Origin of the sequence: Paraburkholderia podalyriae (assembly GCF_014397785.1) — a bacterium.
GTDB lineage: Bacteria > Pseudomonadota > Gammaproteobacteria > Burkholderiales > Burkholderiaceae > Paraburkholderia > Paraburkholderia podalyriae.
In genome coordinates this window covers 1-25,768 of sequence record NZ_VZQQ01000044.1, presented here as the reverse complement: position 1 = coordinate 25,768, position 25,768 = coordinate 1, and the positions used below count along the sequence as shown (strand labels likewise).

Below are 25,768 nucleotides of genomic sequence, written 5' to 3'. Positions count from 1 at the left end.
GACTGCGCTGTCGCGCAGTGTTGATCCGGGAAGGATCAACAGCGAAACACGCCCGCGAAAATCAACAAGATGGATCGGTAAAGGCGAGCTCGACAAATGTTGCGAGCATCATGGCAGCCGCGTTTGCGGGAGGCGGCTCGACCTTTGTGGGGCGGTAGATCAGATCGCCTGCGGCGATGCCTTGTCCGCTCAAAGCGCATATACCCGGTCGTTTCGCTGTTTCAAGGCGCCAAAGCTGTTCGCCGTACTTGCAACCTCGAGGGTCGCTCCACGATACGGTGGCCGTTCGTGGACTGGGTCGATCGAGCAGCACGATCGCAACGTCGCCATTCTTGACGGGCAGACTGCTCGATCCACGCGAATCGACTATATGCCTGACCCGAGCCGCCAATTGTTGCGCGCATCCCAAATCGAGTTGGCCGACTGTGCGCTGCCATGCAGTGTCGGCCGTCACGCATTGATCCATGGCAGTACTCCCGTCAAAAGTGAGGCGGCGTTCAGCTCAGCCGTATCTTCGGCTGCACGAAGCCGTTAATCCGCTCGGCAGTCCACAGCATCATGGCCTTGCCAAAACCGTGCAAAGCCTGCTGATGTTGTCGATAGAGCATGGCGTGACTGAGCTGCGCGAATCGGCCCTTGATAAACCCGCCGCGGAAGAACCCGAACTGCCCGAGCGTCCCAAAAGCGTTGTAGTCGCTCAGCGACACGAGCGCGCCGAAGTCGTGAAATGCAAAGTCGGGCAATGATCCCCCGCCGAGCCAGTCCGGCAAGTGCTTCGCGAGGTGTTGTGCCTGTTGCGTGGCGACTTGCGCCGTGGGTGCGAGAGGACGTTCATTGCCGGCGAGCGTCAACGTCGAGCAGTCGCCGAGGGCGAATAGTGTGTCGTCGTCCTGTGCCTGCAGGGTTGGCCTGACGGTGATCTGATTGGAACGATTGCTATCTATCCCATCCAGTCTGCCTAGAAAATCAGAGGCCTTGACGCCCGCCGCCCATACCATCAAATCCGCCGGTTGCTTGCTGCCGTCGCCCAACCGGAATCCATCGGATTCGGCGGCGGTCACTCGCGTGCCTGTTCGTACCGTGAAACCGATATGCCGTAACTGGGCCTCGCTGGACTCCGACACCGCCGGCGGAAATGCCGCCAGTACGCGCGGTGCGCTTTCATAAAGGGTGAGCTTCAGACGTGAGCGGATGCCTGGGTCGCCGTAACTCGACGCCACTTCGAGCAAGCGGCTCAATTCCGCTGCCAGTTCGACGCCGGTCGCTCCGGCGCCGACGATAGACACGCGCAACGGGCTATTCGTCACAACGCTCTGGAATATACGGATTCGCAATGCTTCGTTGAAGACTTCAGCCTGTGCCTGGCTGTCAATGAAATGGCAATGATCAAGTACACCTGGTGTGCCGAAGTCGTTGGCGCGACTGCCTAACGCAAGAATCAGCACATCGTATTCGACCGTGCGCGGCCCGATCACGACCTCCCCCGACGGCGAACGCAGCGCAGCCAGCTTCACGATGCGCGCATTGCGGTCCAGGCCTTCCATTTCGCCCGGCTGATAGTTGAAGCCGTGGTCGCGGGCGTGGGCGAGATAGATGACCTGCTGTTGCTGGACATCGCGAGTGCCTGCCGCGATGGTGTGCAGCATGGGCTTCCAGATATGGGTTGCACCTTTGTCGATCAACGTGACCTGACCGCGGCCGCTGCGGCCAAGCGTGTTGCCCAGCCTGGTCGCGAGCAGAAGTCCAGCGATGCCGCCGCCGACGATGACGATCCGGGGCGTCTGGCGCATTGTCAAATATCTCTCTTGCATGATTTCCTGCTCCCTTGCTCGCTTTTGCAATACTGATCAGTCTAGTTATAGAAGTCGGCGATGTCAACATACACAAACTGTACGGTTCAGGTATGGTAAGATCACAACGTTGAAAGTCGAAGGCCGGTCAGGGGCGTCGCCGCCGCCGGCCATGTCGTTGATCGGTCGTGCAGACCGGAGGAGCGCCTTGAAGATGAGGGTGAAAACAGAAGAAAAGCGGCAGGTGATCGTTGACGCCGCGTTTGAGGTGTCCAGTGAATTGGGGTTCGAGCACGATATCCGAGATTGCGGCGCGGGCAGGCGTATCAAAGGCCACGCTCTACAACTACTTCGAGTCGAAGGAGGGGGGCGATCGTCCTTTTCGTGCAAAATCTGGGTGTCGTCTCTCGGAGATCCGCGTCCCCCTCGAGCGGGCGATCCCGGCGCGCGCGGGCGCGGCGCTCGACGGGATCCGAGTTCTCGCGCGCTTTGCGCTCCATGTCTTTCACGATTTCCATACACCTCCCCGAGCGCGTGCGCTTCGACAGTCAAGAGAACTTCTATCACGTCGCCATTCACGAATTGACGCACTGGACCGGAGGCGAAAAGCGCCTTGCGCGCGACGGAAGAAATAACGCGGGCGGCGGTCATTCGACTGCGCCACCTCGGGCCGCTCCCCCTTCGAGGCTTCACCCACGACTTCGTCCAGCGGGCCACCATCAGTACAGCGTCCGCAAACCGATCTCGCGCTTCTCGGCCAGCTCGCGAACGAATTCCGGGCCGTCGATCAGCGCCAGGTGCTCGGACACGAAGGCGGGTCGAGGTCGTCGCGCTGAACGTTTTCCACCAACTGAGCGAAAGCGAGTGGTTGGTGTCTCCGGAGCGCCCAATCTCCGACGGGTCGCCACCCTCAATCGCCAGCGCACGCTCGCGGTTTTCGCTCCATACGACAGCAACCTTTTCGGCGGACGCCGGATCGCCAGGAGCCACCTGAAAAACGGCACGCCGCTGCCGCCGTCGCAGGTGATTCGCACCTTGCCACGTGGCGGTGCTCCTGGCCCGGCGCCCGCGCTGACGGTCGCGAACTTGCCCCCTATCGTGGAGAACCCGGAGAGCAATTCGATCAGCGTGAAGCATGGAGTGGTGAACGTGCCGCACTAGACGGATCGCACTTCGCCTGCCGCGGATCGCGGAGCTCGGCGGCGGACCATCCGCCGCCGAGGTCGCCGATCAGCGACACTGCATCGACGAGCCGCGTCTGCTGGACGCTCAACGCGGTTTCCTGTGCGCTCAGCGAGGTCGTCTGTGCGGTCGCGGCGGTCGTGTAGTCGACGGTGCCGGCCTGATACTCATCGAGCGCGATCCGGGCGCCGCGCGCCGCATCGCTGACTTCGGCGTCGAGCACTTTAGCTTGCTCGGCGAGGATACGCAGGCCCGCCAGATCGTTCTCAACGTCTTCGAACGCCGTCAACACGGTCCCGCGGTAGTTGGCGAGCGCGGCGTCGTAGGCGGCCCTTGCCGCGGCGACCTTGCCGCTCCGCTCGCCGCCGTCGAAAATCGTCTGGCTGGCATCGGCGCCGAGCGACCAGACATAGTTGCGGATGTTGAGCAGGCCCGCGAGCGGCGACTGGGTGAACTCGGCGACTCCCGATAGGGAGATCGACGGGTAGTAAGCCGAAATGGCCACGCCGATCGCCGCGTTTTCCTCGGCCATCTGACGCTCGGCCACGGCAATGTCGGGGCGCCGCTGCAGCAGCGTCGACGGCACGCCCACTGGAATCGACGGCAGCACCGGTAACGCCGTGCTATGAGCGATGTTCAGTTCTTCAGGGTTCGTGCCGACGAGCACAGCAATCGCGTGTTCGTACTGCGCGCGCGAGACGCCGAGCGCGATCAGGCTCGACTGCGAGCCTTCGAGTTGCGTCCGCGCGGTGATCAGATCGGACGGCGGGATCGTGCCGGCCTGTTGCTGGTCCGAAACGACGCGCAGGTATTCCTTGTCCTGCTCGACGGTCCGCTGCAGCAAATCGATGTTGGCATCGGTCACGCGCAGATCGATGACAGCGGTGGCAAGCGTAACCTGCTCCGAAAGCGTCGCATTGGCTAACGTCGCCTGGCTAGCCTCTGCGCTCGCCGAATTTTCCTCGATCGTCCGCCGGACTTGCCCCCACAAGTCGGGGGCCCAGCTTACGTCACCTTCGAGCGAAGCGGAATTGAAGACACGGCCACGCGAAGTCGCGAAGCTGCTGCTGGAATTCGACACGTTCGACCCGCTCGACGATCGCTCGCGCGTCGCCGAGCCGGTGATCCCGATCGTCGGGAACAGCGAGCTGCGCGCGACGCGCACTTCGGCAAGCGCTTCCTGATAGTTCGCGAAGTTCTGCCGGACGGTCTGGTTCGAAACGGCGACCATCGGCTCGAGTTCGTCGAGCAGCGGGTCATGAAACACCGCCCACCAATCGCCCTTCGGCTCCTCGGCTGCGGGCTCGGCCTGCGTCCAGCCTTCGAGCTCCTTGAATTTGGGCGGCGCGGCGACGCTCGGCCGGTGATAGTCCGGGCCAACGGCACAGGCGCCGAGGCCCAACGCCAGCGCCATAACGATAGGCATCCTGAGTAATCTGATCTTCATGCGGCGGTGTCGGGTGTACGGTTCCACGGTAGACGGGTGGACCAGCGCGCGAGCGCGGCGCGCACCCGATCCAGGTAAAGGTAGATGACGGGGGTCGTGTAAAGCGTGAACACCTGCGAGAGGATCAGGCCACCCATCACCGTGACGCCGAGCGGCTGTCGCAGGGAGGCGCCTTGTCCAAAGCCAATCGCGAGCGGGACTGCGCCGAGGACGGCAGCGGCCGTCGTCATCAGGATCGGCCTTAAGCGCAGCACGGCTGCTTCATGTATCGCCTGCCTGGTGTCGCGGCCCTCGTGACGCTGGAGCTGAATCGCCACGTCGACCATCATGATGCCGTTCTTCTTTACGATGCCAATCAGCAGGATGACGCCGATCAGCGCAATCACCGAGAACGGCGTGCCGAAGATGAGCAGTGCGAGCGTGGCGCCAATGCCGGCGGATGGGAGCGTCGAAAGTATCGTGAGCGGGTGGATCGTGTTCTCGTAGAGAATCCCGAGCACGAGATAGACGACGCCCAGCGCTGCGAGAATCAACAACGGAACCGTACTCATCGATTGCGAATACGCTTGTGCAGCGCCCGCGAACGCGCCATGAACCGAAGCGGGCATGTGGATTTCTTCGGCGGCCTTGCTGATCGCGACGGCGGCGTCGCTCAGCGATCCGTTCGGCGGCAGGTTGAACGAGATTGTCGCGGCAACGAACCCGCTTTGATGGTTGACCTGCGTCGCCGTGTGGCTGTTCGTGTAGCTCGCGAACGCAGGCAGCGGCACCATCGTCTCGGCCGCCGTACTGTCGGCGCTGCCCGTCGAGCCGCCTCCCTTGCTGTTCGCGATGCTGTTCGTCGTCGCGTTGGCTTCGGCGCTCGAGTTCAGCGCGTTCTTGGTCGAAGCCGTCGTCGTTGTCGTCGCGGCCGCGAACGATTTGCTGGCCGACACTGTGCTCGACGACATCTGCGTTTGCGCCGTCCCGCTTGCATTGCCATCCGCCCCGCTGAGGAAGATCTGGTTCAGTGTCTGCGGAAATTGCCAATACTGCGGCGCCACCTCCATCACCACGAAGTACTGATTGAGCGCGTTGTAGATCGTCGACACCGCCCGCTGGCCAAACGCGTCATAGAGCGTATTGTCGACCTGGTTCGGCTGAAAGCCGTAGCGCATCGCCGTGGCGCGGCTGATGTCGACGTACGTCTGCAGGCCGTTTTGCTGCAAATCGGAATTGACGTCCTGCAGTTGCGGCTCTTTGCGCAGAGCATCGACGAGCTTCGGCGTCCATTCGAAGATCGCCTTCGGATCGTCGCTTGTCAGCGTGTATTGGTACTCGGCCGCCGATTGCCTGCCGCCGATGCGCAGGTCCTGCTGGGCCTGCAAAAAGAGCCTTGCGCCCGACACTCGATTAAGCTTCGGCCGAAGGCGGTTGACGACCTCGGCCGCGGACACGCGTCGCTGAATGAGCGGCTTTAACTGGATGAACACCATCGCCGTGTTCAATGCTCGCCCACCGGCAAATCCCGCCACCGAGGCAACGGCCGGATCTTTCTGCACGATGGCTTGCAGCTGCGCGAGCTTCTTCGCCATCGCCGGGAATGAAATGCTCTGATCGGCAACGATCTCACCCATCAGGATGCCGTTGTCCTGCTCGGGAAAGAATGTCGACGGTAACAGCCGCGCGAGGAACACGTTCGCCACAAGCAGGGCGACAAGAATGACGACGACGACGAACGAGTGATCGAGCGCGATATCAAGTGAACGCGAGTAGGCGTTCTTGAAGCGCTCGAACCGCGCCTCGGTCCATTGTGCCCAGCGGCTCGTGGAATGCACGGCGTTCTTGCGGCTCAGCACATAGGCGCACATCGCTGGCGTCACCGTCAGCGAGACCACGAGCGACACGAGGATCGCGATCGAAAGCGTCATCGCGAACTCATGGAACAGCAGGCCCACGATGCCCGGCATCAGCAGGATCGGCAGGAACACCGCAATCAGCGAGAGGCTCATCGAGACGACGGTAAAGCTGACTTCGGCGCTCCCGCGGATCGCCGCCTCTCGCGGGCTCAATCCGAGCTCGAGATAGCGGACGACATTCTCGAGCACGACGACGGCATCGTCCACGACGAACCCCGTTCCGATCGTGAGCGCCATCAGCGAAAGATTGTCGATGCTATAGCCGAGTGAGTACATCGGGCCGAACGTGCCGACGATCGAGAGCGGCAGCGCGACAGCGGGCACAAGTGTGGCGCGTGGGGAGCGCAGGAAGACGAACACGACGCCGACAACGAGCAGCACGGCGATAAAAAGCGTGCGCTGCGTATCGGCCACCGAAGCCTTGACCGATTCTGAATGGTCCATCGCCACGTTGACGTGAACGCCGCTCGGCAACGTCGCCTCGATCGACGGCAGCACCTTACGGATCTGCGCGACGGTGTCGACGATGTTGCCGCCCGGCAGCGGGTAAAGAATCGCGATGACGGCCGATTTGCCGTTGTATAGCCCGACGTTGCGGATGTTCTCATTCGAATCGATGATAGAGGCCACGTCGTGCAGCATGACAGGCGCACCGTTTCGATAGGCGATCACCAGATCGCGATACGGCGCAGCGCTCGTGATCTGGTCGTTCGAGAGCACCTCGTAGCGCTGCCCGTCGATGTCGAGATGCCCCTTCGCGCTGTCTGCGTTCGCCGCGCTGATGGCGGCGCGTAGGTCCTCGAGCCCGATGCCGTAGCTCGCGAGCTTGTTCGGATCGAGCTCGACGCGCACCGAAGGCAGCGCGCCTCCGCCGAGCGTGACCTCGCCCACGCCGCTCACTTGCGAGAGCTGCTGCTGCAGTACCGAATCGGCCGCATCGTAGAGCTGTGCCTTCGTGAGCGTATCGGACGTCAGCGTGAGCACCATGATCGGCGCATCGGCCGGGTTGTACTCGCGATACGTCGGGTTCGAGCGCAGCGTCGTCGGCAGATCGGCGCGCGCGGCTTGCAACGCGGCCTCTACATCGCGCGCGGCGCCGTTGACGTCACGATCGAGAGCGAACTGCACCACGATCCGCGACATGCCCACGTAGCTCATCGATGTCAGCTCGTTCATGCCCGCAATGGTGCCGAGCCTGCGCTCGAGCGGCTCGGCCACCGTCGTCGCCATCACTTCGGGGCTTGCCCCCGCCATCTGTGCCTGCACGACGATGACGGGGAACGTGACGTTGGGTAGTGGCGCGACGGGAAGCTTGAAATAGGCGAGCATCCCCGAGAGGATGATCGCGACTGCGACCAGCGTCGTCGCCACGGGCCGGCGGATGAAAAGCCCGGGGATGTTCACGACGACCGTTCCCCGCCGGCCGCGGCGCTCGGCCCGCGCCCGAAGCGTCGCGCAAGCCGGTCGAAGAAGAGATAGATGACCGGCGTCGTGAACACCGTCAGGACCTGGCTCACCGTGAGGCCGCCGATGATCGCGAGGCCAAGCGGGCGCCGCAGCTCGGAGCCCGTGCCGTTGCCAATGAGCATCGGCAACGCGCCGAGCATGGCCGCCATCGTCGTCATCAGGATCGGACGAAAACGCAGCAGCGACGCCTCGAAGATCGCTTCGTGCGGCGGCTTGCCGTGCTCTCGCTCGGCCTCCAACGCGAAGTCCACGATCATGATCGCGTTCTTCTTCACGATGCCGATCAGCAGCACGATGCCGATAATGCCGATGATATCGAGATCGCGGCCCGCTATCATCAGCGCGAGCAACGCGCCGACGCCGGCCGACGGGAGCGTCGAGAGGATCGTCACCGGATGGACGAAGCTCTCGTAGAGCACGCCGAGCACGATATAGACGGCTACGATCGCCGCGACGATCAGATAGACCTCGCTCGAGAGCGAATCCTCGAATGCCTGCGCCGCACCCTGGAAGGTCGCCGTGATCGACGACGGCAGTCCGACCGCCTTCTGCGCGGCTTCGATCTGCTTCGCGGCCGTGCTCAATGACGCGCCATCCGCGAGGTTGAACGACACGGTAACCGCGGGGAACTGGGCTAGATGGCTGATGGCGAGCGGCGACTTGACGACCTTGATCGTGGCGATGCCGTTCAACGGCACCTGGCCGCTCGTGCCCGTCTGTGTCGGCAGATAGAGGCTGCCGAGCGACTGTACGTCAGGCAGCGTTTCGGGCTTCGCGACGAGAATGACGCGATGTTGATCGGACTGCTGAAAGATCGTCGAGACGATTCGCTGTCCGAGCGCATTGTAAAGCGCATTGTCGATCGTCGCGGGCGTAATGCCGTAGCGCGCGGCGAGCTGCCGGTTGACTTCGACGTCGATGCCGAGCCCGTCGTTGCCGAGATCGCTCGTCACGTCGGCGATCGAACGGATGCGCTTCATTCGCTGGACGAGTTCGGGCACGTACTTCGCGAGCGCCGCCTGATTCGGCCCGCGCACGGCGAGACGGTACTGATTGGGAGAAACGGTGGTATCGAGCGTCAGGTCCTGCTCCGGCTGCAAATAGAGCTTGATGCCGGGCACGTTCGCAACTTCTTGCTGCAAACGCCGAGCGATGGCCTCCGCGCTATCGGAACGTTCGTCGACGGGCTTCAGATTGATAAGAAAGCGCGCATGGTTGAGCGTGACGTTGGTGCCGTCGATGCCGACATAGGATGTGAGCGAAGTGACGTCGCGATCACGCAGGATCGCATCGGCTAGCGCCGATTGCCGCTCGACCATCGCCTTGTACGAGACGGAGTTGTCGGCCACGCTGATGCCCTGGATGACGCCGACGTCTTGTATCGGAAAGAGCCCCTTCGCGATAACGATGTAAAGGGCGACCGTGAGCACGACCGTTCCGCCTCCGACGGCCAGGGTCAATCTCTGGTGATCGAGCACCCAGCGCAGCCCTCGCTCATAAGCGGCGAGCGTCTTGTCGAAGACACCTTCGCTGATGCGCTCGAAGCGGGTCGGCTGACGCTCGGCCTGCGCCCGAAGAATGCGTGCGCAAAGCATCGGCACGACGGTCAACGAAACCACGGCTGACAGCACGACCGTCACCGCGAGCGTGACGGCGAACTCGCTGAAAAGACGCCCGATGACGCCTCCCATGAATAGCAGCGGAATCAGCACGGCGATCAGCGATACCGTCAGCGAGAGGATCGTGAACCCGATCTGCCCTGCTCCTTTGAGCGCCGCCTGCAGCGGACTTTCCCCCTCCTCCAGATAACGGACGACGTTCTCGATCATGACGATCGAGTCGTCGACGACGAAACCTGTCGCGATGATGAGCGCCATCAGCGAGAGATTGTCGATCGAGTAATGGAGCTCGTACATCGCCGCGAGCGTGCCAATCAGCGAGACGGGAACCGAAATGCTCGGGATGATCGTGGCAGGCACATTGCGCAGGAACACGAAGATCACGGCCACGACGAGCCCGACGGCCATCACGAGCTCGATCGCGGCATCGCGTACCGAAGCGCGAATGACGCCCGTGCTGTTCGAAACGGCCGTCACGTTGACACCGGCCGGCAGCGTCGATTCGAGCGCCGGTAGCCGCTTCATGATCTGATCGACCGTCGCGATCACATTGGCGCCGGGCTGGCGCTGCACGTTGAGGAGGATGGCGGGCGTCCGGTTGTAGGTCGCGCCTTGCGCCACGTCCTGAGCGGCCGTCGTCACGCGCGCCACGTCGTGCAGATACACGGGCGAGCCGTTCTGATAGGCAATGATCGTGGCGAGGTAATCGTTCGGATCGGAGATCTGATCGTTGTCGTTGATCGTATAGTCGAGCTCGGGGCCGTCGAAATTGCCTTTCGGCTGACTGATGTTGACGTTGGCGAGCAGCGTGCGCAGATCGTCGAGATTGAGGTTATAGGCCGCGAGCCTGTGCGGGTCCGCTTCGACACGAACGGCGGGCACGTTGCCGCCTGCCGTCGTAACGAGGCCTACGCCGGGCACCTCCGAAATCTTCGTGCCGAGCCGATTGTTCGCATAGTCCTGCAACTGCGTCAGCGACATCGACTTCGACGTGACGGCCAACGTGAGGATCGGTTGATCGGCGGGATTGACCTTCGCATAGGTCGGCGGCGCCGGCAACCCGCTCGGCAGATAGCTGTTCGCCGCATTGATCGCCTGCTGGACATCCTGCTCGGCCACATCGAGGCTCATCGAAAGGTCGAACTGCAGCGTGATGATCGACGAGCCGTCGGAGCTATACGACGTCATCTGCTGCAAGCCCGGAATCTCGCCGAGCTGAACTTCGAGCGGAGCAGTCACCGTCGTGGCCATCACGTCAGGGCTTGCGCCCGGATACGACGTGTGGACCTGAATGGTCGGATAGTCGACGTTCGGCAACGACGATACCGGCAGATAGCGGACGGCGACGATGCCGATCAGCACCAACGCGATCATCAGCAACGACGTGGCGACGGGCCGGAGGATAAATGGGCGGGAGAGACTCATTGGGCGGTGCGCACGTTACCCGTGCCTGCGCCGGCGCCCGCAACGCGTATCCTTGCGCCGTCGCTCAAGCGATCCATGCCGTCCGTGACGACACGCTGGCCTTCGGTGAGCCCCGCGAGAATCGCCGTGTATTTGCCATCGGTCGGCCCCGACGTGACCTTGTGCACGGAAACGGTGCCGTCGGCATTGGCGACATAAACATACGTGCCGGGTGCCCCCGTCTGCACCGCCGCCGTCGGCACGAGTACGGCGTTATGGAGGACGTCGACGAGTAGTTTCACGTCGACGAACTCGTTCGGATAAAGCTTTTCGTCGTCGTTCGCGAACATCGCGCGCAGCGTTATCGTACCGGTGCTCGTCGCGACCTGATTGCTGACCGCGTACAGCGTGCCCGTGGCAATTTGCTTGTTGTCGTTGCTGCCGTACACCGTGACAGGCAGCTTTGCACCCGACTGCATGCGCTGTAGCACCTGCCCGAGCATATCCTGCGGGACCGTGAACTCGACCGTCGTCGGTTTCATTTGCGTCACGATGGCGACGCCAGTCGAGCTCGAGGCCGTCACGTAGTTGCCCGGGTCGACGAGGCGCAGGCCCACTCGGCCCGAAATCGGCGAGGTGATCCGGCAAAACGCCAGATCGAGATCGTATTGCGCGATGCTGGCCTCGTCGGACTTCACGGCGGCCTCGTCCTGCCGCACCGTGAACTGCTCGTCGACGTAGGTCTGCTGCGCGATCGATTTCTTCGCGTTCAATTCGGCGTAGCGAGCGAGATCGGAGCGGGCCTGCGCGAGCGAGGCCTGGTCCTTTGCCAATTGTGCTTCGGCCTGCTGCCTGTCGATCTCGTATTGGCGCGGGTCAATCTGCACGAGCAGCTGGCCCTTTTCGACGTCCTGACCTTCCTTGTAAGCGACGGCCGTCAAATAGCCGCTCAGTTGCGGCAGTACCGTCACCGTCGCGACGGGGGTAACGGTCCCGAGCTCGTTCAAGGTTTCGGGCATATCGCCGAGTGTGACGGGGGCGACCGTCACGACTTGGGCCGGCCTGTGAACGGCCGGCGCCCGCTTCTTCACGACGTGGTAGCCGATTGCCGCCGCGATGAGCGCAAGAATCAGCAGTACGGCGGCCCCCCGCCTGCGACGCGGATGCCTGACCGGAGTCGAGATGTGTTGACTGACTTCGTTGAGTTCCTGCATTGGATGAGCGAAAAGTTGAGCGCCGCGACGATCGGTCATCGCAAGGCGAATGCAGACTGACTCTACCGATGCCGCATGTTTTCGTGCTTACGGAAACTTACTGTCCAGTGACGCATCAAGACCGGCGAAAGAGATTCGGGCGTTCGGCGCACGAAACGCGGGACGACGCGGCCTTTGCGTTAGCGACCGCAGATCTCAGTAATATTCCGAAAGCCAATCGTGCCCTTTCCGGGCTACGATAACCCCGTCCTCATGCCGCCCCGAATGCCTGAAGTGCACGCACCTTCCACGCCCGATTCCGCCCTGCAAGTCCTGCTCGTCGACGACGACGCCGAACTGCGCGATCTGCTGCGCAAGTTCTTCCAGCAGCGCGGCATCGCGTTCTCCGTATTGCACGACGCCACGAATCTGGCGCGGCGGCTGGAACGCGAGCGCCCATCCGTCATCGTGCTGGACCTCATGATGCCGGGCGTGGATGGCCTCACGGCGCTCAAGCAGCTGCGAGCCAGCGGCGACACGATTCCGGTCGTCATGCTCACGGCCCGCGCTGAAGGCGTGGACCGTGTGCTCGGGCTCGAACTCGGCGCGGACGACTATCTCGGCAAGCCCTTCATGCCGCAGGAACTGCTCGCGCGCATCCACGCGGTGCTGCGCCGGCAGGGCCAGCCGCAGACCACGGCGGCGCCGGAGAAGCGCGCGCCGTGCCGGTTCGGACGTTTCGAACTCGATTTCTCGACGCGCACGCTCCTGTGCGACGGCGAACCCGTGAAGCTCACGGGCGGCGAATACGCGCTGCTCGAAGTGCTCGCCTCGCACCCCATGGAAACGCTTTCGCGTACGCGCCTCATCGAGCTGCTCCACGGCCCGGATGCCGAAGTCACGGAACGCGGCATCGACGTACCGGTGTGGCGCCTGCGCCGGCTGATCGAGGACGACCCGTCCAATCCCCGCCGGCTGCAAACCATGCGCGGCGTCGGCTACATGTTCATTCCCGACAACCCGGCCGATGAAGAATCCGCTTGATACGGTGTTTGGCCGGCTCGTGGTCACCACGGTTGGCCTGCTCCTACTCGTGCACCTCACGTCGCTGCTGCTGATCGACCGCACACGGGCGAGCCTCGCCGCGTCCCATATCTCGCGCGTTGTGGAGGCCGGTGCACAAATGAGCCAGCAGGACACCGGGCACGAACGTTCCGTGGCGGACATCCTCGGCATTTCTCTGGTGGACATTCACGGGCTCCCGCCCGCCGACGGTCAGCGTTTCCTCAACGACACGATAGGGCCGCTCGAGCAGCGTCTGAGGCGCGTCCTGCCCGCAGGCAGCCACGTCGCGCTGGACAGCGAAGGCACGCTCCGCGTCCTGCCCGCGGGCAGCTCGCGCGGCATCGTGCTGCCGCAGGCGGAGGTGCCGCTGAGCCGTTTCACCGGCGTGCTGGCGCTCACGCTGGTGTTCGCCATCGTGGTCGCTGTCGTGCTTGCCTGGCAACTCAACCGGCCGATCCGCGACCTCGCCGCAGCCGCGCGCGAGCATCGTACGGGCCATCACTTGAGCCACGTGCGCAAGCGCGGGCCGCGCGAGCTCCGCGAGCTGATCGGCGACTTCAACGACATGACGCGCGAACTGGCCGAGGTCGAGCGCGAGCGCGCCGTGATGCTCGCGAGCATCGCGCACGATCTGCGCACGCCGATCACGCGCATGCAGGTGCGTGCGGACCTGCTTGCCGATCCGGGCGATCGCGATGGTTTCCTGCGCGATGCCGAATCCATGTCGCGCGTCATCACGCAGTTCCTCGACTTTGCCAGGGAGAGCCCCGAAGGCTCGCCGCAGATCAGCGTGGATGCGCGGTTCGCAGATGATTCTATAACTCATACATACGATTATCGTGAGGAGACGCGCATGCTGAGCCCTCATGAATTCGCCACATTGATGCTCATCAAGGACGCGCCGGACCAGATCGATCTGGACCGCGCCGAATTGGACACGCTGCTCGAGCACCAGTTGGTTGCGCTCGAAGAACTGGCTTCCGGCGGTCGGCGTCCGCGCCTGACGCGCGACGGCAATTCGCTTCTTGACAGGATCGACCGCGGCAGGCGATACATGCAGCAACTCTCGTATCTTTGAGAGATTGTCGCGCCGCGACGGATTCGCGATCAGGCCGTAATGGCGAATACGGTGGAAGCCCCCGGGCAGCACGTGCAGCAGGAATCGACGCACGAACTCATCCGCTGCGAGCGTCATGGTCTTATTGCGGGTGCGCCCGTCCACACGATAGTCTTTCCAACGGAAGGTGACGCCGCGCTCGTCGAGTGCGATCAGTCGCTGGTTAGAGATCGCGACCCGGTGCGTATAGCGCGAGAGATAGGCCAACACGGCTTTCGGTCCGGCAAACGGTCGCTTGGCATACACCACCCACTCACACGCGCGCATCGGGGCAAGCCACTCAGTGAAGACTGCCGGATCGGCGAGCGCCGTGTATTCGCCAAAGAACTGCAGTTGACCACGGCGGTATGCGGCCTCCAACTCTTCGAGGAAAAGTCGCCTGAACAGCCGCGAGAGTACGCGCACTGGCAGGAAGAAGCCTGGCTTGCACGCCACCCAACGGGTACGATCGGCCGTCAAGCCACCACCGGGAACGATGCCATGAACATGGGGGTGATGCGTGAGCGCCGAGCCCCATGTGTGCAGAACCAGAGTCGCGCCAATCTGCGCCCCGAGGTGCTTCGAATCAGCCGCGATGGTGCGCAGCGTCTCGGCTGCCATATCGAACAACAGCCCATAAATCACCGCCTTGTTGTAATACGCAATCTCGCTGATCGCGGCCGGCAGTGTGAAGACCACGTGGTAATACTCGACGGGCAGGAGATCTTCCTGACGTGCTTCCAACCACCGTCGCGCGGCAGTAGCCTGACACTTTGGGCAGTGCCGGTTGCGGCACGTAATGGAGTGCACTCCATTACGTGCCTTTGGGGTGTCCATTTAACCGGAGTTGAGCGTAGACTGGGCCAATGGAACGTCCCCACGCCAGCACCCACTATCCTAAGTCCCTTGGGGAGTTTCAGGCTTGGTTCCCGACTGATGCAGACTGCCTGGACTACCTGGAATGGCTGCGATGGCCTTGCGGCTTCGTCTGCCCGTCCTGTGGTCATCCTCGAGGATGACGGCTTGGGGACGGCAGGTTCATGTGTACTGGATGCGGTAGCCGCACATCAGTGATGGCAGGCACCATCTTTGAGCGGACCCGTACTCCCCTCACGGTTTGGTTTTCGGTCTGTTGGCATTTTGCTACCGGCAAAGACGGGATCTCGGCGCTGAGTTTGAAGCGGACCCTGGAGATCGGCTCCTACCAGACAGTGTGGGCTATCCTTCATCGCCTGCGGTCTGTGCTGATTCGCCCCGATCGGGAGCGCCTTTGCGGGAAGGTGGAGGTTGACGAAACCTACATCGGAGGCAAAGAATCCGGACTCTCGGGAGGCCGTGCCAAAGGGAAGAAGATCCTGACGTGTATCGCGATCGAGATCCTGGAGCCGAAGGGATTCGGGCGCTGTCGAATGGCGCCCGTGGCGGATGCCTCCTCAGAATCGCTTCGTTCCTTTGTGTTGGATAACGTCGAGCCGGGGGCGACGGTCATTACCGATGCCTGGCAGGGTTACCGGTGGTTGGAGAAGAACGGGTACATCCATGACCGCCGTAGCCAGCGGGCCGCATCGGCGCGGGGCGAGGACCCCGGAGAACTTCTGCCAGGTGTGCATCGAATAGCATCCCTTGCAAAGCGATGGCTACTGGGCACCCACCAGGGAGCGGTGGATTCTGCACACTTGCCCAGTTACCTGGACGAGTTCGTGTTCCGTTTCAACCGCCGCCGCGCACGTAGCCGAGGGATGCTGTTCTACCGGGTCCTGGAGCTTGCTGTGGCCCATGGACCGGTTCGTTACCAAGACCTTGTTATGAGCCAGAGCCCAAAGGCTGTTCCTCCCAAGCCGCCGAGGCAACGCGGACATCCGCCCAGCGACCTTCGCCGAGTCGCCCGTGGAGGCAAATCGCTAACTCCGGTTAAATGGACACCCCAATTTCGAGTAATCAAGGTTGCCTGGTACATCGGATCGGCGTTCCCTTGATGTCGAGAATTTATGGGACGTATGGCTACTGCTGCGCCACGGCGCTCGTTTCCGACCAGCCGCCGCCCAGCACCTTGTACAGCGTGATCAGGTTCGACTGCCTGGCGAGCATGTCCGTCACAAGCTGCTGTTGCGCCGTGTAGAGCGTGCGCTGGGCGTCGAGCAAGGTCAGGAAACTGTCGGTCCCGGCCCGGTAGCGTGCCTGCGCGAGATCGTAGTACTGCTGCGCCGAGTTCGCGTAGTCGCGGTCCGCGGCCACTTGCGATACGTAGGTCGTGCGCCCCGCAAGCGCGTTGGACACTTCCTTGAACGCCGTCTGGATGGCCTTTTCGTAGTTGGCGATGTCGATGTCCTTCTCTACCTTCGCGACGTCGAGCGAGGCCCGGTTGTAGCCGAAGTCGAAGATCGGAACCGAGATGGACGGCGCGAAGGTCCACGCGCCCGTGCCGGCCTTGAAGAGATTCGAGAGGCTGCTGCTGGTGCTGCCCGCCGACGCCGTGAGCTCGATCTTCGGAAAGAACGCGGCGCGTGCCGCGCCAATGTTCGCGTTGGCGCCCTTGAGCGTGTGCTCGGCCTCGACGATGTCGGGGCGGCGCGTGAGCAGATCCGATGTCACGCCTTCACCGATGTCCGCGAGCGTGTTCTCGCTCTCCATCAGCGTGGGACCCTGGGGCAGATCGGCGGGCAGCGGCGCGCCAATTTCCGCGACGAGGTTGTTGCGGTCCTGTGCCACTGCGCGTGTGTAGGAGGCGAGGCTCGCACGCGCGGCGGCAAGCGAGTTTTCGGCCTGGCGCACGTCCTGCATCGATGCACTGCCCATCTTCATCATGCTGACCGTCAGATCGTAGGTGTGCTGGTCCGCATCCACCGTGTTTTGCGTGATCTGCAGCAGGGCTTCGTCTGAGAGTAGTTGCAGATAGTCGGTGGCGACCGTCGCGATCAGGCTAATCTGCGTGCTCGTGCGGGCGGCGTCCGTGGCGAGGTATTGCTCGAGCGCCTGGCGTTTCAGGCTGCGCAGGCGGCCGAAGAAGTCGATTTCCCACGACGAGAGGCCCACGCCCGCGCTGCTCGAGCTATACAAGCTGGTGGAGCCTTCCGCGCGTTCGCGCGTGGCCGACCCCGACGCGCTGATGGTCGGGCCGATGTTGGCGCGCGCGATGCGGTACTGCGCTTCGTACTCGGCCACGTTCAGTGCGGCCACGCGCATGTCGCGATTGTTCGCGAGCGCGAGTTCGATCAGTTTCTGCAGGCGCGGGTCCTTGAAGAAGTCGCGCCAGCCGAGGTCAGCGGCGAGCGGGGCAGCGGTGGCCGCCGTTGCCGCTTTCGACTGCGCCGGCGCGGGCGCGGTGGACCACGTGCTATCGACGGGTGCCGACGGGCGTTGCCAGGCCGGGTCCAGCGAACAGGCGCCGAGCGCGGCGGCGCACAGAAGGGCGATCAGTGTGCGTTTCATGCGTTGCCCTCGTTGGTTTCCGCCGCATCCATGGTATGGCCGTGTTCCTTGAACAGTCTGCGTACCACGACAAAGAAGACAGGTACGAAGAAGATAGCGAGTACCGTGGCGGCGATCATGCCGCCCGTCACGCCCGTGCCGATCGCATGGCGCGCGCTGGCGCCGGCGCCCGTGCTGATAACGAGCGGCAGCACGCCGAACACGAACGCGAGCGAGGTCATGAGGATGGGGCGCAGGCGCATATGGGCGGCTTCGAGCACGGCGTCGACGAGACTGTGTCCCTGCGCCTGAAGGTCCTTGGCGAACTCGACGATCAGAATCGCGTTCTTCGTGGAGAGTCCGATGGTGGTCAGCAGCCCCACCTTGAAGTAGATGTCGTTGGAGAGTCCGCGTCCATGCGCGGCGAGCAGCGCACCGAGCACGCCGAGCGGTACGACGAGCAACACCGCGAGCGGGATCGACCAGCTTTCGTAGAGGCCCGCGAGACACAGGAATACGATGACGAGCGAGATCGCATAGAGCATCGTGGCCTGGGAGCCGGCCTGCTTCTCCTGGTAGGACTGTCCCGTCCATTCCACGGCGAAGCCGGGCGGCAGTTTGCGGGCTAGTTGTTCGACCGCGTTCATCGCTTCGCCGGTGCTCACGCCGGGCTGCGTGGCGGCTGAAATGCCCATGGCGAGTTGCCGGTTGTAGCGCTCGATCTGCGGCGGCCCGAACGTCCAGTGGCTCTTCGCGAACGACGAGAACGGCGCCATGGTGGAGTCGTAGCCTGTGGTGCTGCTACTGGTGCTCGTGGTGGTTGTCGAAGACGACGAAGACGAAGACGAACTCGACGAGGTACTGCTCGCCTTCACATACCAGTCGCCGAGATCGGTGGGCATCATGCGATACGGCGCATCCGACTGCACGTAGACCTTCTGCACACGCCCCGTGTCGATGTAGTTGTTCACGTAGGACGAACCGAACGCGGTCTGCAACGTGTCGTTGACGTCCGAGATGGAAAGCCCGAGCGCGTTGGCCTTTTCGCGGTCGATATCCACCTGCAACTGCGGCGTATCTTCGAGGCCGGACGGGCGCACCATCGCGAGCGTGGGATCCTTCGACGCCATGCCGAGGAACTGGTTGCGCACCGTGAGCAGCTTGTCGTGCCCGGCGCCGCCGCGGTCTTCTATCTCGAAGTCGAGGCCGCTCTGCGTCCCGAGTTCCTGAATGGCGGGCGGATTCAGCACGAAGATCTGCGCATCGCGGTTCGCCGCGAAATGCTGGTTGGCGCGCGCGATGATGGCCTGCGCGCTGTCATGAGAGCCCCGCTGGCTCCAGTCCTTGAGGCTCACGAAGGCGATGGCGTTGTTCTGCCCCTGGCCGTTGAAGCTGAAACCGTTGATGGCGATGACCTGCTTGACACCCGGTTCGTCGTTCAGCACGTAGTGCTCGACTGCCTCCACCGTCTTCAGCGCGCGCGAGGCCGGCGTGCCTGCGGGCGCGCTGATCGACACGATGAAGTAGCCCTGGTCTTCGTCGGGCAGGAACGAGGAGGGCAGCGTGACGTAGAGCAACGCCACGATGCCGGCGATCACGCCGTAGACGAGCATGTAGCGCGTGGGCTTCGCGACCACGCGGGCGAGCGAGCTGCTGCTGTAGCCCGCATTGCTTTTGGCGAACCAGCGGTTGAACCAGCCGAAGAAGCCGCGCTTCTCGTGATGTTCCACGTCGGCACGCTTGAGCAGCGTGGCGCACAAGGCCGGCGTGAGCGTGAGCGCGAGCATCACCGAAAGCAGCATCGCGGAGACGATCGTGATGGAGAACTGCCGGTAGATCGCGCCGGTGGAGCCCGAGAAGAACGCCATCGGGATGAACACCGCGGTGAGCACCGTGGTCACGCCGATCAGCGCGCCCGTGATCTGGCCCATCGCCTTGTGCGTGGCTTCCTTCGGTTCGAGCTTCTCCTCGATCATGATGCGTTCGACGTTTTCCACCACGACGATCGCGTCGTCCACGAGCAGGCCGATGGCGAGCACCATGGCGAACATCGAAAGCACGTTGATCGAAAAGCCGATCATCGACATCACGCCGAACGTGCCGAGCAGCGCCACCGGCACCACGATGGTGGGAATCAGCGTGGCGCGCACGTTCTGCAGGAACAGGTACATCACGAGGAACACGAGCACGACGGCTTCGCACAGCGTCTTCACGACCTCTTCGATCGAGATGCGTACGAACGGCGTGGTGTCGTACGGATACCTGAACGCCACGTCCTTCGGCAACTGCGGCTGGAGTTCGGCAAGCTTCGCACGAACCGCGTTTGCGACCTGCAGCGCGTTGGCGCCGGTGGCGAGCTTGATGGCAAGTGCCGCCGCGGGCTTGCCGTTCAGGCGCGCCGAGGTCTCGTAGCTGTCGCCGCCCACCTCGACCCGCGCGACATCCTTGATCAGCACACGGGAGCCGTCGCTGTTCACGCGCAGCAGAATGTTGGCGAACTGGTCGGCGGTGGTGAGCAGGCTCGATGAGCGGATGGTCGCGTTGATGGCCTGCGAGTCCGTTGCGGGCGCGCCGCCGACTTGGCCGGTGGTGAGCTCGACGTTCTGATTGGTGATCGCCGTGGTGACGTCCGAGGCCGTGAGGCCGTAGCTGCGCAGCTTCACCGGATTGAGCCAGATGCGCATGGCGTGCTGCGCGCCGAACAGCGTGACGTCGCCCACGCCGTTGAGCTGCGAGAGCGGATCTTCGATCTGGGTGGCGATGATGTTGCCGAGATCCACTGAATTCCAGGTGCCGCCCGGCGATGAGAGCGCGACGATCATGAGGTAGTTCGTCGATGCCTTCGCCACCTGCACGCCTTGTTCCTGCACGGTCTGGGGCAAGGTGGGCGTGGCCTGCGTCACCTTGTTCTGGACTTGCACCTGCGCAATGTCGGGGTTCGTGCCGGGATTGAACGTCAACGTGATGGTGCCCTGCCCCGCGGAACTGCTCGTGGAGGACATGTACAGCACGTTGTCGATGCCGCTCAGCTTCTGCTCGATTACCTGGGTGACGGTTGCCGCCACGGTCTCGGCTGAGGCGCCGGGGTAGGTCGCCGTGACCTGTACCGAGGGTGGCGCGATGGTGGGGTACTGCTCGACGGGAAGGCTCGTGACCGCGGCGGCACCCACCAGCATGATGACGATGGCGGCGACCCACGCGAGAATCGGACGCTTGATGAAGAACTCTGCCATGTCGTTCTCCGCCTAGCGTTGCGCGGACACGGCCGGGGCCGCGCTTGCTGCTGACGCATCCGATGGTGCATTCGATCCCGTCTGCGACGTATCGGCGACCACCTTGACCGGCGCCCCCGCATGCTCGCTCTGCAAACCGCTCACGATCACGCGGTCACCGGCGTGCAGGCCCGAGGTCACGATCCATTGGTCGCCGAACGCGTTGTCGGCGACCACGGTCGCCTGCTGGGCCTTGCCGGACGCGTCCACGACGTAGATGCTTGCCTTGCCGTCCGACGCGCGTGTTACTGCCATCTGCGGCACGAGTATCGCGTTGTCGTTCTCGCCTTCTTCCAGGCTCGCGCGCACGAACATGCCGGGCAGCAATTCGCGTTCGGGATTCGGGAACGTGCTGCGCAACGTGACCGAACCCGTGGTGGCGTCCACCGTGACGCCGGAGAACTGCAGCGCGCCGGGGTGTGCGTATTCCGTGCCGTCTTCCATCACAAGCGTGACGACGGCGCTGTCGCTGCCGGTCTTCTTCAGGCGCCCGGAGGCGAACGCTTTGCGCAGCTTCAGCCATTCCGTGCTGGGGCGCGTGACGTCGAGATACATCTGGTCGAACGCCTGGATCGTGGCGAGCGCGGTGGTCTGGTCCGAGGTGACGAGCGCACCCTCGGTCACGGTCGATGCGCCGATGCGGCCTGAAATGGGCGCCCGCACGCGCGTGTATTCGAGGTTCACGCGCGCGGATTCGAGCGATGCCTCGTCGGCGGTGACATCCGCGGCATCCTCGCGAACGGCGGCAACCGCATCGTCGTAGTCCTGCTTGCTCACGGCGTTGATCTTCACGAGGTCCGTGTAGCGGTCCGCCTTCGTCTTCGCGGAGGCGAGCGTGGCGCGCGCTTTCTCGAGCGTGCCGCGTGCCTGGTCGTAGGCGGCCTGGTAGGTGGCGGGATCGATCTGGTAGAGCACCTGGCCCGCCTTCACGTCGCTTCCTTCCACGAAGAGCCGCTTGAGGATGATGCCGCTCACCTGCGGGCGGACGTCGGAGACCTTCTGCGAGGAAAGCCGGCCGGAGAGCTCGGCGGTCTCTACGATCCGCTGCGGTGCGAGCGTGAGTACGCCCACTTGGGCGGTTTGCGGGGGAAAGCCGGCGGGTGGGCCTGCTTGCCTGTTGCAGCCGGCGGTGCCCAGTATCGCGAGCATCGAGAGTGCTGCAAACAGCCGACGCGGCCTCCAACGCAGGCGGTGCAGGCGGTGGTGCGCATCGTGGATCAGGGTGGTTGGCGTCTTCATCTTTGACCTGTTGGACATCGCAATGCCTCGCGACGCGAGAACGGGACCGCACCGGGCGCCGTGGCGGGAGCCTTAATGGAAGCCGTAGCTGGACCGGGTGCTGGGCAAGGCGTAAAGCTACCGATGCCGCATGTTTTCGTGCTTACGGAAACTTACTGTCCAGTGACGCATCAAGACCGGCGAAAGAGATTCGGGCGTTCGGCGCACGAAACGCGGGACGACGCGGCCTTTGCGTTAGCGACCGCAGATCTCAGTAATATTCCGAAAGCCAATCGTGCCCTTTCCGGGCTACGATAACCCCGTCCTCATGCCGCCCCGAATGCCTGAAGTGCACGCACCTTCCACGCCCGATTCCGCCCTGCAAGTCCTGCTCGTCGACGACGACGCCGAACTGCGCGATCTGCTGCGCAAGTTCTTCCAGCAGCGCGGCATCGCGTTCTCCGTATTGCACGACGCCACGAATCTGGCGCGGCGGCTGGAACGCGAGCGCCCATCCGTCATCGTGCTGGACCTCATGATGCCGGGCGTGGATGGCCTCACGGCGCTCAAGCAGCTGCGAGCCAGCGGCGACACGATTCCGGTCGTCATGCTCACGGCCCGCGCTGAAGGCGTGGACCGTGTGCTCGGGCTCGAACTCGGCGCGGACGACTATCTCGGCAAGCCCTTCATGCCGCAGGAACTGCTCGCGCGCATCCACGCGGTGCTGCGCCGGCAGGGCCAGCCGCAGACCACGGCGGCGCCGGAGAAGCGCGCGCCGTGCCGGTTCGGACGTTTCGAACTCGATTTCTCGACGCGCACGCTCCTGTGCGACGGCGAACCCGTGAAGCTCACGGGCGGCGAATACGCGCTGCTCGAAGTGCTCGCCTCGCACCCCATGGAAACGCTTTCGCGTACGCGCCTCATCGAGCTGCTCCACGGCCCGGATGCCGAAGTCACGGAACGCGGCATCGACGTACCGGTGTGGCGCCTGCGCCGGCTGATCGAGGACGACCCGTCCAATCCCCGCCGGCTGCAAACCATGCGCGGCGTCGGCTACATGTTCATTCCCGACAACCCGGCCGATGAAGAATCCGCTTGATACGGTGTTTGGCCGGCTCGTGGTCACCACGGTTGGCCTGCTCCTACTCGTGCACCTCACGTCGCTGCTGCTGATCGACCGCACACGGGCGAGCCTCGCCGCGTCCCATATCTCGCGCGTTGTGGAGGCCGGTGCACAAATGAGCCAGCAGGACACCGGGCACGAACGTTCCGTGGCGGACATCCTCGGCATTTCTCTGGTGGACATTCACGGGCTCCCGCCCGCCGACGGTCAGCGTTTCCTCAACGACACGATAGGGCCGCTCGAGCAGCGTCTGAGGCGCGTCCTGCCCGCAGGCAGCCACGTCGCGCTGGACAGCGAAGGCACGCTCCGCGTCCTGCCCGCGGGCAGCTCGCGCGGCATCGTGCTGCCGCAGGCGGAGGTGCCGCTGAGCCGTTTCACCGGCGTGCTGGCGCTCACGCTGGTGTTCGCCATCGTGGTCGCTGTCGTGCTTGCCTGGCAACTCAACCGGCCGATCCGCGACCTCGCCGCAGCCGCGCGCGAGCATCGTACGGGCCATCACTTGAGCCACGTGCGCAAGCGCGGGCCGCGCGAGCTCCGCGAGCTGATCGGCGACTTCAACGACATGACGCGCGAACTGGCCGAGGTCGAGCGCGAGCGCGCCGTGATGCTCGCGAGCATCGCGCACGATCTGCGCACGCCGATCACGCGCATGCAGGTGCGTGCGGACCTGCTTGCCGATCCGGGCGATCGCGATGGTTTCCTGCGCGATGCCGAATCCATGTCGCGCGTCATCACGCAGTTCCTCGACTTTGCCAGGGAGAGCCCCGAAGGCTCGCCGCAGATCAGCGTGGACGCGCACTGCCGCTGCGATTACGCGGACCCGCTGAGTCCTGGCGGCGAACAGGACGCAGACGCGCTCGTCACGCTCGACCTGCGCGCGGGGCCGGACTTCATGCTGCCCATCGTCGATGTCGACCGCATTCTGTCGAACCTCGTCGAGAATGCGCTGACCTACGGCGAGCCGCCCGTCGAGATATCCACGCGAGCGCATGAGGAGCATTACGAACTCGTGGTGCGCGACCATGGTGCCGGCGTGCCCGCGCCCGACCTCGACCGCGTGCTGCGCCCTTTCGTGCGGCTCGATCCCGCGCGCGGTGGCACCGCGCATAGCGGCCTCGGTCTCGCCATCGTGCGCCGTCTCGTTCGCCATCACGGCGGCACACTTCAAATCTCCAACGCGTCCGATGGCGGCCTCGTCGTCGCGATGATGTTTCCGAGGCGCAGCCCCACACGTTGAAGCACCCTATGCGCGTCTCATCGCCTCGTGCCAACAGGACGACGCTACGGTGGGCCGGCTAGGAAAGCACCGGGCGTTTCGCGTCATCCAGCGAGCATGCTGCTCGAGTCCGGATGACGGTCGTGGGGCACCTTCAAAACGTGTAGGCAAGGTCCGGCTGTGTAATAAGCGGATCTGGATGGATGCGAAGTTTCGTCACGATGTGCGAGCCGGCGGCGGTTCTTGCGTCCGTCGTGAGCGTGCTCGACATCGGGATGTAGGTCACCGATGCATTGATGCCCAGGTGTTTGTTGAGCGCAAAGTTGAACCCTGCCTTGAAAGTTGGGTTCCACGACGGACTGAGCGACGAGTCGGTCGTGCAGCCAGGCCCGCACGAGTCGTCAAGAAACTGCCGGTTCGTAATGTGCGTGTCCACGAACCACGTGTAGTTGATGCCCATTCCCACAAACGGCCGGAAGCGGGCATCGGGGCGCATGAAGTGGTATCTGAGTTCCAGCACGGGTGAGAGTGGCTTCGATTTTCCGACGACTCCGTACTGCGCTAACGAATTGTCCCCCATCAGGGGTCCCCGTGATTTTGATGCCGTTTACAAGGGTAGTCGGAGCTAGGCGCGATAAGGCCCATCGTTCTGTCCCCTAAATAATCTTCAACCAAATCATCGATTTCCTGTTTGCTTTTCGGCAGCCATGTGACGGCCCCGGCGCAGGCCGGAACCGGGGCCATTTCGCGGTGATAAGGGCATTTCTCCCCGATCGCCCTCCGGTAACCGGCTGGAAAGTGGTTTTCTAGCCGTGAGAATCGTGCGCTATTCCTGCCCGCCGGATGCGAATCTCGTGACGAGGCTGGTGCGAGCGGCCCGCTCCGGTTCACGCCGGACCAGTGCCACCGGGCGCAAAGCCTTGTGCAGCGTGGCTTTTCGCCCGACGCGGCCCGATGTCCGCGACGCGCTCTCGGCGCTGGCTCGCCCCGGCATGGCAAACAGCAACTCTCTGATTTTTATGGTCATTTAAATGGGGCCGCCTCGCAATGCCTTGTCGGGCTTGAAGCGGCGTAGCCCGGTAAACGGCATCAAAATCACGGAGACCCCAATGTAAGGACACGAGCCGATCGGGCATGACTCTCGACCGGATGGATGACGAGCACACTCCGATGGTATGTTCTTAGGCTTCTACATAACTGGAAGGCTTAAAGGGGTTTTCTGTTCCGTTACTCCCCGTACCCCGACTACATCATGAGTGTGGCCGGGAATGCCGGATTTGTCGCAGGTCAAATTCTCGGTCAGGACGGAGAGATTCTGGCAACCGTCGCTCCTTTGAAAAGCGTTCGCCTTCGCGGATGAACGATTCGTT

14 protein-coding genes and 5 pseudogenes are annotated in these 25,768 nt (G+C 63.5%); 8 read left to right on the top strand and 11 right to left on the bottom strand.

Going from position 1 to position 25,768, the window contains the following annotated elements:
• Positions 1 to 61: 61 nt before the first annotated feature.
• Both F6X42_RS31715 and F6X42_RS31710 read right to left on the bottom strand, forming a co-directional pair.
• Positions 62 to 466: a DUF3331 domain-containing protein gene (locus F6X42_RS31715; RefSeq protein WP_222945793.1), complete on the bottom strand. Its 405-nt coding sequence runs from the start codon at positions 464 to 466 to the stop codon at positions 62 to 64.
• A 31-nt stretch (positions 467 to 497) separates the two neighbouring features.
• Positions 498 to 1,790: an NAD(P)/FAD-dependent oxidoreductase gene (locus F6X42_RS31710; protein ID WP_187637968.1), complete on the bottom strand. Its 1,293-nt coding sequence runs from the start codon at positions 1,788 to 1,790 to the stop codon at positions 498 to 500.
• Positions 1,791 to 2,004: 214 nt separating this feature from the next.
• Between F6X42_RS31710 and F6X42_RS31705 the strand changes: the two are divergent.
• The 3 pseudogenes from F6X42_RS31705 to F6X42_RS44375 all read left to right on the top strand — a co-directional run.
• A pseudogene (locus F6X42_RS31705) lies at positions 2,005 to 2,155 on the top strand (TetR/AcrR family transcriptional regulator); the annotation flags it as partial.
• 133 nt (positions 2,156 to 2,288) lie between these two features.
• Positions 2,289 to 2,417 (top strand): annotated as a pseudogene (locus F6X42_RS46030) (zincin-like metallopeptidase domain-containing protein); the annotation flags it as partial.
• A gap of 357 nt (positions 2,418 to 2,774) precedes the next feature.
• A pseudogene (locus F6X42_RS44375) lies at positions 2,775 to 2,951 on the top strand (3-hydroxybutyrate oligomer hydrolase family protein); the annotation flags it as partial.
• Here the strand turns inward: F6X42_RS44375 and F6X42_RS31695 are convergent.
• From F6X42_RS31695 to F6X42_RS31680, 4 genes are read right to left on the bottom strand one after another with little or no spacing between them, the layout of a single operon-like run.
• Positions 2,914 to 4,419: an efflux transporter outer membrane subunit gene (locus tag F6X42_RS31695; protein WP_246530312.1), complete on the bottom strand. Its 1,506-nt coding sequence runs from the start codon at positions 4,417 to 4,419 to the stop codon at positions 2,914 to 2,916. The pseudogene F6X42_RS44375 and the gene F6X42_RS31695 sit on opposite strands and share 38 nt — an antisense overlap.
• Positions 4,416 to 7,721 (bottom strand): efflux RND transporter permease subunit, encoded by a 3,306-nt coding sequence (locus F6X42_RS31690; protein ID WP_187637966.1) that lies wholly within the window; start codon positions 7,719 to 7,721, stop codon positions 4,416 to 4,418. Before F6X42_RS31690 ends, F6X42_RS31695 begins: the two co-directional genes overlap by 4 nt.
• Entirely contained in the window at positions 7,718 to 10,828 is a 3,111-nt protein-coding gene (locus tag F6X42_RS31685) for an efflux RND transporter permease subunit (protein ID WP_187637965.1), read from the bottom strand. The genes F6X42_RS31690 and F6X42_RS31685 overlap by 4 nt, the downstream gene beginning before the upstream one ends.
• Positions 10,825 to 12,021: an efflux RND transporter periplasmic adaptor subunit gene (locus F6X42_RS31680; RefSeq protein WP_187637964.1), complete on the bottom strand. Its 1,197-nt coding sequence runs from the start codon at positions 12,019 to 12,021 to the stop codon at positions 10,825 to 10,827. The genes F6X42_RS31685 and F6X42_RS31680 overlap by 4 nt, the downstream gene beginning before the upstream one ends.
• 264 nt (positions 12,022 to 12,285) lie before the next feature.
• Here F6X42_RS31680 and F6X42_RS31675 point away from each other — a divergent pair, with 264 nt between their 5' ends.
• Entirely contained in the window at positions 12,286 to 13,044 is a 759-nt protein-coding gene (locus F6X42_RS31675) for a response regulator (protein WP_187637983.1), read from the top strand.
• Positions 13,028 to 14,143 carry a histidine kinase dimerization/phospho-acceptor domain-containing protein gene (locus tag F6X42_RS31670; protein WP_187637985.1) on the top strand — a complete coding sequence of 372 codons (1,116 nt, stop codon included), beginning with the start codon at positions 13,028 to 13,030 and terminating at the stop codon, positions 14,141 to 14,143. The genes F6X42_RS31675 and F6X42_RS31670 overlap by 17 nt, the downstream gene beginning before the upstream one ends.
• Here F6X42_RS31670 and F6X42_RS31665 read toward each other — a convergent pair.
• Positions 14,096 to 14,971, bottom strand: a pseudogene (locus F6X42_RS31665) (IS91 family transposase); the annotation flags it as partial. The gene F6X42_RS31670 and the pseudogene F6X42_RS31665 overlap by 48 nt on opposite strands.
• A 56-nt stretch (positions 14,972 to 15,027) precedes the next feature.
• On the opposite strand from F6X42_RS31665, the pseudogene F6X42_RS31660 reads away from it, so the two are divergent.
• Positions 15,028 to 15,966: pseudogene (locus F6X42_RS31660) on the top strand (IS1595 family transposase); the annotation flags it as partial.
• A 196-nt stretch (positions 15,967 to 16,162) separates the two neighbouring features.
• Here the strand turns inward: F6X42_RS31660 and F6X42_RS31655 are convergent.
• From F6X42_RS31655 to F6X42_RS31645, 3 genes are read right to left on the bottom strand one after another with little or no spacing between them, the layout of a single operon-like run.
• Positions 16,163 to 17,590, bottom strand: a complete 1,428-nt coding sequence (locus tag F6X42_RS31655) for an efflux transporter outer membrane subunit (protein WP_187637963.1) — start codon at positions 17,588 to 17,590, stop codon at positions 16,163 to 16,165.
• A complete protein-coding gene (locus F6X42_RS31650) occupies positions 17,587 to 20,802 on the bottom strand; it encodes an efflux RND transporter permease subunit (protein WP_187637962.1) in 3,216 nt (1,071 codons plus the stop codon). Before F6X42_RS31650 ends, F6X42_RS31655 begins: the two co-directional genes overlap by 4 nt.
• 12 nt (positions 20,803 to 20,814) lie before the next feature.
• Positions 20,815 to 22,080: an efflux RND transporter periplasmic adaptor subunit gene (locus tag F6X42_RS31645; RefSeq protein WP_187637984.1), complete on the bottom strand. Its 1,266-nt coding sequence runs from the start codon at positions 22,078 to 22,080 to the stop codon at positions 20,815 to 20,817.
• A 319-nt stretch (positions 22,081 to 22,399) separates the two neighbouring features.
• Here F6X42_RS31645 and F6X42_RS31640 point away from each other — a divergent pair, with 319 nt between their 5' ends.
• Both F6X42_RS31640 and F6X42_RS31635 read left to right on the top strand, forming a co-directional pair.
• A complete protein-coding gene (locus F6X42_RS31640; RefSeq protein ID WP_187637983.1) occupies positions 22,400 to 23,158 on the top strand; it encodes a response regulator in 759 nt (252 codons plus the stop codon).
• Entirely contained in the window at positions 23,142 to 24,419 is a 1,278-nt protein-coding gene (locus F6X42_RS31635) for an ATP-binding protein (protein WP_187637961.1), read from the top strand. The genes F6X42_RS31640 and F6X42_RS31635 overlap by 17 nt, the downstream gene beginning before the upstream one ends.
• A gap of 133 nt (positions 24,420 to 24,552) precedes the next feature.
• On the opposite strand, the gene F6X42_RS31630 is transcribed toward F6X42_RS31635, so the two are convergent.
• Entirely contained in the window at positions 24,553 to 24,978 is a 426-nt protein-coding gene (locus F6X42_RS31630; RefSeq protein ID WP_187637960.1) for an OmpW/AlkL family protein, read from the bottom strand.
• Between the last annotated feature and the right edge of the window lie 790 nt (positions 24,979 to 25,768).